The following is a 12,664-nucleotide window of genomic DNA, read 5'->3' as shown; positions in this document are numbered from 1 at the left end:
CTATCGAAAAATTAGTTAAAATATATACTAATTATTCCCATTCTATAGTTGCTGGTGGTTTTGAACTGATATCGTAAACTACTCTATTAACGCCTTTAACCTTATTTATTATATCATTAGATACCTTTTGTAAAAAATTATAAGGTAGATTCACCCAGTCTGCTGTCATTCCATCGGTACTTTCTACAGCTCTTAGCGCAACACATTTTTCATAGGTACGCTCATCTCCCATTACCCCTACAGAATCTACAGGCAATAAAATTGCACCTGCTTGCCACACTTGATCATATAAATTCCAATCTTTAAGACTATTTATAAAGACAGCATCAACTTCTTGTAATATTCTTACTTTCTCGGGAGTAATATCTCCTAGAATACGAATTGCTAAACCAGGACCGGGAAAAGGATGTCTACCTAAAAGTGCTGGGTTCATATCCATACTTGCTCCTACTCTACGCACTTCATCTTTAAATAGCATACGTAAAGGTTCTACAACCTGAAGCTTCATAAAATCTGGCAATCCACCTACATTATGATGTGACTTTATAGTTGCTGAAGGGCCACCAGTCGCAGAAACAGATTCTATAACATCGGGATATATTGTTCCTTGCGCTAGCCACTTTGCATTTTCAACCTGATGTGATTCATCATCAAAAACGTCAATAAATACTCTACCTATTGTTTTTCGCTTTTCTTCAGGATCACTCTTTCCTGCTAAAGCATCTAGAAATCGAGCTGAAGCATCTACTCCCTTTACATTAAGTCCCATTCCCTCGTATTGCTTTAATACATCCTGAAACTCATTTTTACGTAAAAGCCCGTTATTCACAAAAATACAATGTAGATTCTTTCCAATAGCTTTATGCAAGAGCATAGCTGCGACAGAGCTATCAACCCCACCAGAAAGACCTAAAATAACTTTATCTGATCCTATTTTGCTTTTAAGTTGCGCTACCGTGCTATCTACAAAACTATCTGGAGTCCAGCTTTGTTCTACCTGAGCGATATTTACAAGAAAATTCTCTAAGATCTGCTTTCCATCAGTCGAGTGATAAACTTCTGGGTGAAATTGTATTGCATAGGTTTCTTCTCCTTGAAGTCGGTAAGCAGCATTCTCCACATCGTGAGTACTGGCCAATCGCACCGCACCTTCTGGTAAGCGCTTAATTGTATCACTATGACTCATCCAAACCTGACTTCCCAGAGTTACGTTTTCAAAAAACGCTTCATCCTCTTTTATCATTGAGAGGTTTGCTCTACCGTATTCACGAGTACTTGACTGTCCTACTTCACCGCCATGAAAATGCGCCAAATATTGAGCACCATAGCATACACCCAGCAATGGCTTCTTACCACGTATGTTTGTCAAATCTGGATGCGGTGCATCTAATGCACGAACTGATGATGGTGATCCAGATAATATGACCGCTTTGTAGCTGCTTAAGTCTTCTGGTAATTTATTAAATGGTTTGATCTCGCAGAAAATATTAAGCTCCCGTATGCGTCTTGCAATTAATTGGGTATACTGCGAACCGAAATCTAAGATGAGTACGTTATTTTGCATAGGCAAAAATAGTATTTCTATCTATTTTGACTACTTCAATTTATGTGCAAATTTTAGAATATATCACACTTTTATTTATCGATTAACACTTATTTCATTTTGAATAAAATAATACTTTTTGTACTATTCCATTTGTAAGAATACTTTAATTTTTTGTTACTATAAATAGATGAAGATTAGCTAATTGTCGATATAAATCCACAAGTAAAGAATACATATATATTAAAAAAATTTGAAAATTATTAAAATATATATCAAATTCGTTAATAATATGTTATATATTAATAAATTATAAATATTTATTGGATATAACTGACAAATTACTAAAAATATAACTAAAAACAATATAAGAGATATAAATCCTATATTTACAACATCTTTAAATTTAAGTTCCCTAAACCTTAATAAAATGTCCATATCAAAACAACTAAAGTTACTTCGTGAGCGCTCTGCTTTATCACAAAAGAAGGTTGCGACAGAACTTGGTATTACCCAAGGCGCCTATTCTCTTATAGAAAATGGCCAAAATTCTATTACAACAGAACACTTACTTACATTAAGTAAATTATACAGCGTCCCTACAGATCGCATTTTAAAAGGATCTCATAACTCGATTATGATGAGTTCATCAAATGGTTTTGTACCTCTTATTAATGTAGAGGCTCGTGCTGGTTTTATAGAAAATAAAGATAATGAGCAGTGGATGTCTACGTTAGACATGTTCAAGTTACCGGGCTATGAACCAGCAGATGGTCAAAAGTTGTTTGAAGTAGAAGGTGACAGTATGATGCCAACATTAATGCATGGCGATATACTAATTACTCAGCATGCAGATGATATTACTGAAATACTTGACGGCTCTGTTGCTGTAATTGTTACTTCAAAATCTGTACTTACAAAACGGATTAAGAAGGACCTTTCTAATAATGCACTTATCTTAATAAGTGACAACAGTAAATACGAGAGCATTAGCTACGATCTTGACAATATACTTGAGATTTTAATCGTACGTGGTAAAATCACCAGCTCACTAAATGTAATCGATATGGATGCAAATAAGCGCGTTCAACATTTAGAAAGTCAAGTAGATAAACTACAAGGAGATATGAGTAAACTTATTGAAAAGATAAATAAACTCGTTTAGTAATAATGAAACATACTTAAATTAGAAGTCATAAAAAAGCCGGTTATTAGACCGGCTTTTTTATGACTCTATATTTTTTTAAATACTATCTCGAAACAACTCCCCTTGGGAAAGACAGTGTATTTAAATCCATAGTTTGAGTTGTAGGATATAATGAATTAGTAGATCTTGGGTTAATTAGTGGCTGTATTACAAAAGGCTCAGCATAATTATTGTCTGGCTCAGGTTCCACCGAAATAAATATTTTTTTCAATCTTAAATCTGGAAGCAAGTTAAATCCTAACTGACCAAGAATACTTTGATTTACAAAATCTTCTCCAGGAAATTGCGGAGCTGTATTTACTTGTGAACTATAAGCAGCAGTTTCATCTCTTCCCGTTGGAGAACTAAATCTACCTGTACTTAGATTAACAAGTTGATTATTAGCATTAGGAACGGTAACCCAACCCTCATATCTCCAACCTGCAGGTAGTGTAGGTAAGTTTAGACCAGCTTGTGGGTTTCCATTATTTGGATTTAAAAAATACACACCATTCTGATTATTATTAGCATCAGAATCTGTAGGCGTCCATAAGGTAAAAATACCAGAGGCGTTAGAGAAATTACCTATTGAATTTGCAATAGTTAGATCTGCTGAATTCCCATTAAAACTTCCCGATAAAATTACAGTATTACTTATATCAGAACTAGGATCATTTCCAGGCTCTAAACTAATTTTGAAAGCCGAAGCATTCTCTACACTCGATGAAGCAGCAGAGAATGTCTGTCCGTTTGAAAGACTTCTATATTTACCTAAAGAAATATCTTCACCTCCTGAGGTTATCCAAACTTCGTATTGAGAATTTTCTTCAAGACTTGGAAGTAAAGTAATTGATTGTAACGTGATATCTGTTCTAGAAACCGAATCATCGTCACCTGAACATGAAGCTAATAATGCAGCTGCCGTTAAAAGTCCCAGAAATTTAATTTTTTTCATATCTATGTTTAAGTTTTTAAGTTGTGTTATGTTAACGCAAATAGCGTACAAAAATTTCAATAAAAAAACCAAACTGGTATAAAGCAGTTTGGTTTTAATAAATATTTAGTAAAAAGGCTGATTAAGCGTTCTGCTTCTTAATAAGATTTAACGCAGAACCTTCACGGTACCATTTAATTTGAGCATCATTATACGTATGGTTTGCAATAATTGTGTCTTTGCTACCATCTGCATGTGTTACTTCTAATGTAAGAGGCTTATCTGGAGCAAAAGATTCAATATCAACAAAGCTGAAAGTATCATCTTCCTGAATTAGATCGTAGTCGCTTTCATTAGCAAAAGTAAGACCTAACATACCTTGTTTTTTAAGGTTTGTCTCGTGAATACGAGCAAAAGATTTTACTAATACTGCAGCAACACCTAAGAAACGTGGTTCCATTGCAGCGTGCTCACGAGAAGATCCTTCTCCATAGTTGTGATCACCTACAACAATAGTTTTGATTCCTTTAGCTTTATATTCTCTTTGTGTATCAGGAACTCCACCATACTCATTAGTAAGTTGATTCTTCACAAAGTTTGTTTGCTTGTTAAATGCATTTACAGCACCTATAAGACAGTTATTAGAAATATTATCTAAATGTCCTCTGTATCGTAACCAAGGACCTGCCATAGATATGTGGTCTGTAGTACATTTTCCAAACGCTTTAATAAGAAGCTTAACCTCTTTTAACTCAGAATCCTGAATTGGGGTAAAAGGCTCTAATAACTCTAGTCGCTCGCTATCTTCAGCTACCTTAACAACAACAGAACTTCCATCTTCGGTAGGTGCTAAATAACCATTTTCATCAACAGCAAAACCTTTTGGAGGTAATTCTAAACCTACAGGAATATCTAATTTTACTTCCTCTCCATCTTCGTTAAGAAGTGTGTCATTAATAGGATCAAAATCTAATCTTCCTGAAATTGCAATAGCTGCAACCATTTCTGGAGATCCTACAAATGCGTGTGTGTTAGGGTTACCATCTGCACGCTTAGAGAAGTTACGGTTAAAAGAATGTACAATTGTATTTTTCTCGTCCCCTTTTCGATCGCTACGATCCCACTGTCCTATACAAGGTCCACAAGCATTTGTAAATATAGTAGCTCCTAAGTTTTCAAAAACCTGAAGCAAACCGTCTCGCTCTGCTGTAAAACGTATTTGTTCTGATCCTGGATTAATACCAAAATCACTCTTAGGCTTTAAATTTTTATCTATCGCTTGTTGAGCAATTGAGGCTGCTCTTGATAAATCTTCGTAAGAAGAGTTTGTACAAGAACCTATAAGTCCCCAATCTACTTTTAAAGGCCAGTCATTTCTTCTTGCTTTCTCACCTAATTCACCTACAGGGGTAGCTAAATCTGGAGTAAAAGGTCCATTAAGATGTGGTCTTAATTCTGAAAGATTGATTTCGATTACTTCGTCGAAGTATTGTTCTGGGTTGGCATATACTTCATCATCTCCAGTTAAATATTCTTTAACCTCATTTGCTGCATCTGCAACATCTGCACGATCTGTAGCTCTAAGGAAACGCTCCATAGACTCATCATAACCAAAAGTGGAAGTTGTAGCACCTATTTCTGCACCCATGTTACAGATTGTTCCTTTACCTGTACAAGACAAGTTACGAGCACCAGGGCCAAAATATTCTACAATAGCACCTGTTCCTCCTTTTACAGTAAGTATACCTGCAACTTTAAGAATAACATCTTTAGATGCGGTCCATCCATTTAACTCACCGGTTAATTTTACACCGATTAACTTAGGGAATTTTAACTCCCAAGCCATACCTGCCATAACATCAACAGCATCAGCACCACCTACACCTATAGCAACCATACCTAAACCACCTGCATTTACAGTATGACTATCTGTACCTATCATCATCCCTCCAGGAAATGCATAGTTTTCTAGAACTACCTGGTGAATAATACCTGCACCCGGCTTCCAGAAACCTATTCCGTATTTATTAGAAACAGACTCTAAGAAGTCAAAAACTTCATTACTTGTTTCGTTAGCACGAATTAAATCTTTTTTAGCACCTTGCTTTGCTTGAATAAGGTGATCACAATGAACAGTGGTAGGAACTGCAACATTCTTCTTACCTGCCTGCATAAATTGCAAAAGCGCCATTTGAGCTGTAGCATCCTGGCAAGCGATACGATCTGGAGCAAAATCTACGTAATCTTTACCACGTACAAATGCCTTATCTGTTTTACCATCCCAAAGGTGAGAATACAATATTTTTTCTGCCAGTGTTAAAGGTTTACCGGTAACTTCACGAGCGGCATCTACGCGCTCCTTTACATTACTGTAAACCGATTTGATCATATCAATATCAAATGCCATATCTAAATTTTAGTTAAATGAATATGTATAAAAATTTCGCTTAAAAGCGGACGGAAAAATACGAAAAAGCCTTCAAAATACGAAGTGTTTGAACAGATTAAGACCTATTGAAGAAATATCAAAAATTTTTAAATTTTGATAAATATATAACGATATCGTTGGTTGATTTTAAGAATTAGATAGTTACGCGCTCAAAGTATTTAAAAGACGCCTATTTAAGCTTATTTAGAGCGTCTCTATATTACTCTACAGCAAGGATTTTATAATATCCTGTAGCGTTAAACCTTCAGCTTCTGCTTTGTAATTTTTGATAAGTCGGTGCCCAAGAATTCCCTGAGCTACTGCTTGAACATTTTCAATGTCTGGAGAATACTTTCCTTGCATTGCAGCATGTGCTTTTGCTGCAAGAATTAAATTTTGAGAGGCTCTGGGGCCGGCACCCCAATCAATATAATCTTTAACAATTCGTGGAGCAGCAGTTGAGTCTGGTCTTGTTTGAGCTACAAGTTTTACAGCGTATTCAATTACATTATCTGCTACAGGAATGCGGCGGATAAGTTGCTGGTAACTCACAATATCCTCTGCAGTAAATAGTGCATTCACAGTAGTTTTAACATCTGCTGTAGTTGCTTTTACAATACGTACTTCTTCTTCATATGTAGGATAGGAAAGATTTATTGCAAACATAAATCTATCTAATTGCGCTTCTGGAAGCGGGTAAGTCCCCTCCTGCTCTATTGGATTTTGTGTTGCCAGTACAAAATAAGGAGCATCTAACTTGTATTGTTTTCCAGCTACAGTTACTGCTTTTTCCTGCATAGCTTCTAACAAGGCTGCTTGAGTTTTAGGCGGAGTCCGGTTGATCTCATCCGCTAAAATAATATTAGAAAAAACAGGCCCTTTTAAAAATCTAAAAGAGCGGTTTTCATTTAATATTTCAGACCCTACGATATCACTGGGCATTAAATCTGGCGTAAACTGGATACGTTTAAAATCTAGTCCTAATGTTTGAGCAACAGTATTTACCATTAATGTCTTTGCTAATCCAGGTACACCAATTAATAGTGCGTGACCTCCGGAAAAAATTGAAATTATGATTTGCTCTATAACTTCATCCTGACCTATGATAATTTTACCTATTTCCTTTTTTAAATCTTTAAAACGGCCAACAAGTGTATCTATCGCCTTAACATCAGACATATATTATTTTTTTAACCAGTTACTGCTATACTCACAGTCTTTTCGAGTTCCATTAAGCTTAATATAGGTTTCAGCTATTTTTTCATTCTGCCACTTCTCAATAGCTTTAATACGCTTTGCTTGTAAGGTAAACTCTTTAATTTTCACATAATCCAAAGCAAAATCTGCTTCGTGTTCTTCTAGACGATCAGAAACAGTATAAATTTCATAACGGGTCTTACCGGTACGAGTAGGGTTATTAAAAGCAATTGAGATTTCTCCTTCTTTTAAATTCTGAACTTTAGGATATAAATCTGGAGGAAGATTTTTTAATTCGAACATACGGTCTTGAGTTACCGGATTAATCATTATACCTCCATCACTTGCAGTTTCTTTCTCATCAGAGAACTCCTTTGCAGCTTCGGCAAAAGTAAGCTCGCCTTCTTCTATACGTTTCTTTATTTTCTCAATTTTATCTTTTGCTTCATTTTCAGCAGCGGTGGTTACCTTAGGTATTCTCAAGATGTGTCTTAGATCAATTTTCTGACCTCTTATTTTCTCAACCTTTATTATATGATAACCAAATTCAGTTTCAAAAGGCTTACTCACTTCGCCTTCTTCAAGACTAAAAGCAACATCTCTAAATTCTTTTACAAATTGTGATTTACGATCCACATCTTTAATTAGACCACCATCGCCTCGACTAGACTCGTCTTCAGACCATAACACCGCTTTTGTAGCAAAACTGCTTCCGTTTTCTACAATGTCTTTTCGATAACCATTAAGTTCGTCAATTACCTTTTGCTTTTCCGCTTGCGGAACTTCCGGCTCTATTAAAATCTTTGAAATTTCAAGTTCAACACCAAATTGCGGTAAACCATCACGCTCAAGACCTTTAAAGTAATCACGTATTTCTTCTGGAGTAACTTCAACATCCTCAACAATTTTTTGCTGCATTGCTTTGGCCAGCTCCTGATTTCTGTTAAGCTCTAGAAGTTCTTTTTGAAGATCACTCATTTTTTCTTTTCTGTAAAACTTTAAGACGCGTTCTTCAGAACCACCAAATTGATTTAAGAAATAATCAATTTGTTGTTGCGTGTAGGATCTTACCTGGTCTTCAGAAATGGTAATACTATCTACAACTGCATGGTGCGCATATAACTTATCTTCCATTAGCTTATCAAGCACCTTGCACTCTGTTAAAGCCTCAGCTTCTACTTTTTGCTGTTTAAGGCTTTCTATAGCTTGTTGAATATCACTATCTAATATCACAAACTCCCCTACAACTGCCGCTACTCCATCAACTTTAAAAGTAGTTCCTGTGGTAGGTGCTTTAGGCTCCACCTCTGCAGTCTCAGCATTTTCTGTAGTTGAGATAATTTCCTGAGCACTTAATAGATTTCCTGATAATAGGCTTATCAGGAGAACTAGATAAAGGTTAATTGTAGAGTTCAAATTCTTTATTTTTGATTGCATCTTTGGTAATATCTTTTTCTAATTGTTTAATAAATTCTAATTTTCTTCTATTAAGAAGTATTTGTTTAACTGTTGGTAACACATATTCTAAAGGCGCATCTGCATTACGATTAAGCTTATCTTTTACAGCGATCAAATATAATCCTAATGAATCACGCAACTGTAAAAATTCAGTTTTATTTAAAAGTCTGTCACTATTTTCGACTGATATCGGCGGAATAATCGCGATCACTTTATCTCTACGTATCCAAGTTGAATCATTTAAATATTGCGCTTTAAATTGAACAGAAATTGAATCTAGAAATTTTTTATCCTGTTTGTTAAAACGTGTAAACCTTCTTTTAATCTCTTCTATATTATAATCGGTATCTGCCATTTTAATATACCGAAGCTTCAATAATTCTTCATTCAACTTAAAGTTGGCTTTATTTTCCTTATAAAATGCCTTAGCCTCAGCATCTGTAATTGTACTGTCTAAATTACGTTCAACAAGAGCATCTTTATATGCTTGTGAATACAACTCCGAACGATACTGATTTACTAAATTATTTAATCGCTCCTGCTCCTCGCTTGTTATATTACGTTGCGCACCACTCATCAACAACTTCTGAGTTGCCCAGCGTGTTATAAAACTTGATACAACAAGCGCACTATCTTGCTCTGTCATTTCTGCTGTAACCAGATTTGCGATATCTTCCTTATACAAGTAGCTATCACCTACCCGAGCTACGGGATCTCCTACCGGAGCCTTTGTGCCTAAAAGATCACACGAGATCAAAACCAGTGCACAAGTGATAACAAAGACGACTCGATTTAAGAGGTGTGACATAAATTTGAAATTAAATGTTTTTAACTTTTATATTTTGATAAAAAACTTTTCGCATAAAAGACTGCAAAATTAAACATTAATTACCAGATCATCGAGAACTCTAAATAATCTAATAGAGCACCAATCTTAGAATATGTATATTTTTACAAAAAAATGCAACAAAAGAAATAATATGAAGTATTCTCTTAAAATTATAATTGACTTACCTCTAAAAGACACCATTGATAAAATGGATACCCTTGAAAACTTGAAGAAATGGCAAGACGGATTAATATCTGCCCGAGTTATTTCCGGAAATTTTGGTGAGCAAGGAGCTAAAACAGAATTAAAATATGATTTTGGCAAACGTAAAATAACGATGATAGAAACCATTCTTGAAACTGAAATGCCACATCATTTAATTGCAGAATATAGAGCGCCGGGTGTATTAAACATTCAAAAGAACACATTTGAAAGCACCGAAGATGGCAAAACCGTATGGCGCTCTGAGAATATGTTTAAATTTGAAGGTTTAGGTATGAAAACCTTAGGGCTGCTTATGCCGGGAATATTCAAAAAACAATCGCTCAAGTATATGCGGGATTTTAAGAGCTTTGCAGAATCAGAAATCGCCTAGTTTTTTTGGCACAAGAATTGAAATATAAGTCATAATGAACACTAAACTTAAATTAATCTGGGACTTTAGAGGTCCGGATGCAGAGAAAATAGCAGAACATCACGTGATACATCTCAATGATTATATTGCTTCTAGTGAACTAAAAGATAGTACTACTGGAATAGAAGTAAAATCGAGCTCTTACAGCATTGCCTATATAACGGTTTATAAATCTGAGATGATTGCGGTGCGAGATGCTCTTAAACCGCATCGTGGCGAATTTCTTGATTAACCTTTAAAAAGCTTTGTTAGCTCAACCGCTTTTTTATCTTTGTTTGTACTTTTTTAAAAACCAATTAATAAATATAACGACAGCCTCATCCAGAGGTATTAAAAATTAAAGAATGAAAAAAATATTTATCCCCTTAGCAGCTTTTCTAATTAGTGTGAGTGCTTTTGCACAATCAAAGGTAGGTACTATAGATAGCGATCTTGTGATTTCAAGTTTAAATGAAGTAACACAAGTACAAAAAGATTTAGAAGCTTACGGAGCTGATCTTGATAAGCAGTTCAAAGAATTAGTTACAAAATATCAGTCTGCTGTAACAGCATATCAAAGTGCTGAAGCTACAGCTACAGAAGAAGATAAAAAGGCTAAGCAAGAAGAAATAGTAGGTATGGAAGAGGACATTCAGAGATTTAGACAAAATTCTCAAGGTTTAATTCAAATTAAACAAAATGAATTAATGCAGCCATTATATCAGAAAGTAGGTCAGGCTTTAGATGCTGTTGCTAAAGAACAGAAGTATTCTCAAGTTCTTACTCTTAACTCTGGAGTAGCTTATTTTGATCCGGCTTTAGATCTTACAGAAGCAGTTGCTAAGAAACTTGGTGTTACTTTAAAAACGGAGTAATATCTTCACTGTTATCAAAAAAAAAAAAAAATAGGAGCAATTGCTCCTATTTTTTTTACTATATATCACCAAATTGTTATCTGCTATAATTAGGAGATTCTTTTGTGATAGTAACATCATGAGGATGACTTTCATTGATTCCGCTTGCGGTAATTTTCACAAAACGACCGTTATCTTTAAGAGTTGCAATATCCTTTGCTCCGCAATATCCCATACCTGCACGTAGACCTCCTATAAATTGGTGAACACTTTCATAAAGTTCGCCTTTATAAGGAACACGACCTACAATACCTTCTGGAACAAGCTTTTTAATATCATCTTCTACATCTTGGAAGTACCTGTCTTTTGAACCAGTTTTCATAGCTTCAACAGAACCCATTCCACGATAGGTCTTAAACTTACGACCCTCATAAATAATTGTTTCTCCCGGAGATTCCTTTGTACCTGCAAGCAGTGACCCAAGCATTACACAATCTGCCCCAGCAGCGATCGCTTTAGGAATATCGCCGGTATATCTAATACCACCATCGGCAATAACAGGAACACCAGTTCCTTTTAAAGCAGCACCCACTTCTAATACTGCACTAAATTGTGGAAATCCTACACCTGCAACAACACGTGTGGTACATATAGATCCAGGTCCTATTCCTACCTTTACAGCATCTGCTCCGGCTTCTACAAGATATCTTGCAGCATCGGCAGTTGCTATATTTCCTACAACTACATCAAGTCCCGGAAATTTTTCTTTCACTTGTTTTAATACACGTACTACACCTTGTGTATGCCCGTGCGCCGTATCTATTACTACAGCATCAACTCCAGCATTTACAAGCGCTTCAACGCGGTCTACAGCATCACCCGTAACACCTACCGCGGCAGCAACACGTAATCTTCCGTAGGTATCTTTATTTGCAATTGGCTTTTGGGTAAGTTTTGTTATATCTCTAAACGTTATTAAGCCTATAAGTTTGTTATCGTCTGTAACTACCGGTAGCTTTTCTATTTTCTTCTCTTGCAATATCACCTCAGCCTCACCTAAAGAGGTACCTTCAGCAGTAGTGATTAAATTTTCGCTAGTCATTACCTCAACAATAGCACGCTCTTCATTTTTTTCAAAACGCAAATCTCGGTTTGTAACTATTCCTTGTAAATGTCCTTTGTCATCTATAATAGGAATACCGCCAATGCTATGCTCAGACATCAATCGTTTTGCGTCTTTTACTTTTGCATCCAGACTAAGCGTAACGGGATCGATGATCATACCACTTTCGGCACGCTTTACTCGACGAACTTTCACCGCTTGTTCTTCAATGGTCATATTCTTATGTAATACACCTATACCACCTTCACGAGCTATAGCAATTGCCATACGTGACTCGGTAACGGTATCCATAGCAGCAGATACAATGGGTACATTAAGTGTGATGTTTCTTGAAAATTTAGATTGAATGTTTACTTCGCGCGGAAGTACTTCAGAATATGCGGGAACTAAGAGTACGTCATCATAAGTTAGACCTTCTCCTACTATTTTAGTTTCGTGTGCCGTCATTGCAATTAAGATTTAATTGCGTGCAAAGGTACTGCTAATATCTTAAAATAGC

11 protein-coding genes are annotated in these 12,664 nt (G+C 35.7%); 4 read left to right on the top strand and 7 right to left on the bottom strand.

Annotated features, from left to right (window positions below; genetic code table 11):
• Window positions 1-31: 31 nt before the first annotated feature.
• A complete protein-coding gene (guaA, locus tag DSM00_RS04465) occupies window positions 32-1,564 on the bottom strand; it encodes a glutamine-hydrolyzing GMP synthase (RefSeq protein WP_128756834.1) in 1,533 nt (510 codons plus the stop codon).
• A 409-nt stretch (window positions 1,565-1,973) separates the two neighbouring features.
• On the opposite strand from guaA, the gene DSM00_RS04460 reads away from it, so the two are divergent.
• Window positions 1,974-2,708, top strand: coding sequence for an XRE family transcriptional regulator (locus tag DSM00_RS04460; RefSeq protein WP_128756833.1), 735 nt, complete (start codon window positions 1,974-1,976; stop codon window positions 2,706-2,708).
• Window positions 2,709-2,793: 85 nt separating this feature from the next.
• Here DSM00_RS04460 and DSM00_RS04455 read toward each other — a convergent pair whose 3' ends face one another.
• The 5 genes from DSM00_RS04455 to DSM00_RS04435 form a co-directional block, all read right to left on the bottom strand.
• A complete protein-coding gene (locus DSM00_RS04455; protein WP_128756832.1) occupies window positions 2,794-3,684 on the bottom strand; it encodes an anti-sigma factor in 891 nt (296 codons plus the stop codon).
• Window positions 3,685-3,805: 121 nt separating this feature from the next.
• A complete protein-coding gene (locus tag DSM00_RS04450) occupies window positions 3,806-6,070 on the bottom strand; it encodes an aconitate hydratase (protein ID WP_128756831.1) in 2,265 nt (754 codons plus the stop codon).
• A 246-nt stretch (window positions 6,071-6,316) separates the two neighbouring features.
• Window positions 6,317-7,270 carry an AAA family ATPase gene (locus DSM00_RS04445; protein WP_128756830.1) on the bottom strand — a complete coding sequence of 318 codons (954 nt, stop codon included), beginning with the start codon at window positions 7,268-7,270 and terminating at the stop codon, window positions 6,317-6,319.
• Window positions 7,271-7,273: 3 nt separating this feature from the next.
• On the bottom strand, window positions 7,274-8,704 hold the full coding sequence (locus DSM00_RS04440) for a peptidylprolyl isomerase (protein ID WP_241652354.1): 1,431 nt from the start codon (window positions 8,702-8,704) through the stop codon (window positions 7,274-7,276).
• Entirely contained in the window at window positions 8,688-9,554 is an 867-nt protein-coding gene (locus tag DSM00_RS04435) for a peptidyl-prolyl cis-trans isomerase (protein ID WP_128756828.1), read from the bottom strand. Before DSM00_RS04435 ends, DSM00_RS04440 begins: the two co-directional genes overlap by 17 nt.
• 172 nt (window positions 9,555-9,726) lie before the next feature.
• Between DSM00_RS04435 and DSM00_RS04430 the strand changes: the two genes are divergently transcribed.
• The 3 genes from DSM00_RS04430 to DSM00_RS04420 all read left to right on the top strand — a co-directional run bounded on the left by DSM00_RS04430 (window position 9,727) and on the right by DSM00_RS04420 (window position 11,063).
• Entirely contained in the window at window positions 9,727-10,170 is a 444-nt protein-coding gene (locus DSM00_RS04430) for an SRPBCC family protein (RefSeq protein ID WP_128756827.1), read from the top strand.
• A gap of 34 nt (window positions 10,171-10,204) precedes the next feature.
• Window positions 10,205-10,441 carry a hypothetical protein gene (locus DSM00_RS04425; RefSeq protein WP_128756826.1) on the top strand — a complete coding sequence of 79 codons (237 nt, stop codon included), beginning with the start codon at window positions 10,205-10,207 and terminating at the stop codon, window positions 10,439-10,441.
• Between the two features lie 112 nt (window positions 10,442-10,553).
• A complete protein-coding gene (locus DSM00_RS04420; RefSeq protein WP_128756825.1) occupies window positions 10,554-11,063 on the top strand; it encodes an OmpH family outer membrane protein in 510 nt (169 codons plus the stop codon).
• A gap of 76 nt (window positions 11,064-11,139) precedes the next feature.
• On the opposite strand, the gene guaB is transcribed toward DSM00_RS04420, so the two are convergent.
• The gene (gene guaB, locus DSM00_RS04415; protein ID WP_128756824.1) at window positions 11,140-12,612 is read right to left on the bottom strand and encodes an IMP dehydrogenase; all 1,473 of its coding nucleotides are present in this window, start codon (window positions 12,610-12,612) and stop codon (window positions 11,140-11,142) included.
• Between the last annotated feature and the right edge of the window lie 52 nt (window positions 12,613-12,664).

The organism is Leeuwenhoekiella aequorea, assembly GCF_004104375.1.
GTDB classification, from domain to species: domain Bacteria; phylum Bacteroidota; class Bacteroidia; order Flavobacteriales; family Flavobacteriaceae; genus Leeuwenhoekiella; species Leeuwenhoekiella aequorea.
Note: the sequence above shows the minus strand (reverse complement) of the source record. Positions and strands in the feature narration are given on the sequence as shown.

Excerpts from the sequence above, each read along its gene's own strand:
- guaA (WP_128756834.1), bottom strand. The coding sequence starts at position 1,564 with ATGCAAAATAACGTACTCATCTTAGATTTCGGTTCGCAGTATACCCAA.
- DSM00_RS04460 (WP_128756833.1), top strand. The coding sequence starts at position 1,974 with ATGTCCATATCAAAACAACTAAAGTTACTTCGTGAGCGCTCTGCTTTA.
- DSM00_RS04455 (WP_128756832.1), bottom strand. The coding sequence starts at position 3,684 with ATGAAAAAAATTAAATTTCTGGGACTTTTAACGGCAGCTGCATTATTA.
- DSM00_RS04450 (WP_128756831.1), bottom strand. The coding sequence starts at position 6,070 with ATGGCATTTGATATTGATATGATCAAATCGGTTTACAGTAATGTAAAG.
- DSM00_RS04445 (WP_128756830.1), bottom strand. The coding sequence starts at position 7,270 with ATGTCTGATGTTAAGGCGATAGATACACTTGTTGGCCGTTTTAAAGAT.
- DSM00_RS04435 (WP_128756828.1), bottom strand. The coding sequence starts at position 9,554 with ATGTCACACCTCTTAAATCGAGTCGTCTTTGTTATCACTTGTGCACTG.
- DSM00_RS04430 (WP_128756827.1), top strand. The coding sequence starts at position 9,727 with ATGAAGTATTCTCTTAAAATTATAATTGACTTACCTCTAAAAGACACC.
- DSM00_RS04425 (WP_128756826.1), top strand. The coding sequence starts at position 10,205 with ATGAACACTAAACTTAAATTAATCTGGGACTTTAGAGGTCCGGATGCA.
- DSM00_RS04420 (WP_128756825.1), top strand. The coding sequence starts at position 10,554 with ATGAAAAAAATATTTATCCCCTTAGCAGCTTTTCTAATTAGTGTGAGT.
- guaB (WP_128756824.1), bottom strand. The coding sequence starts at position 12,612 with ATGACGGCACACGAAACTAAAATAGTAGGAGAAGGTCTAACTTATGAT.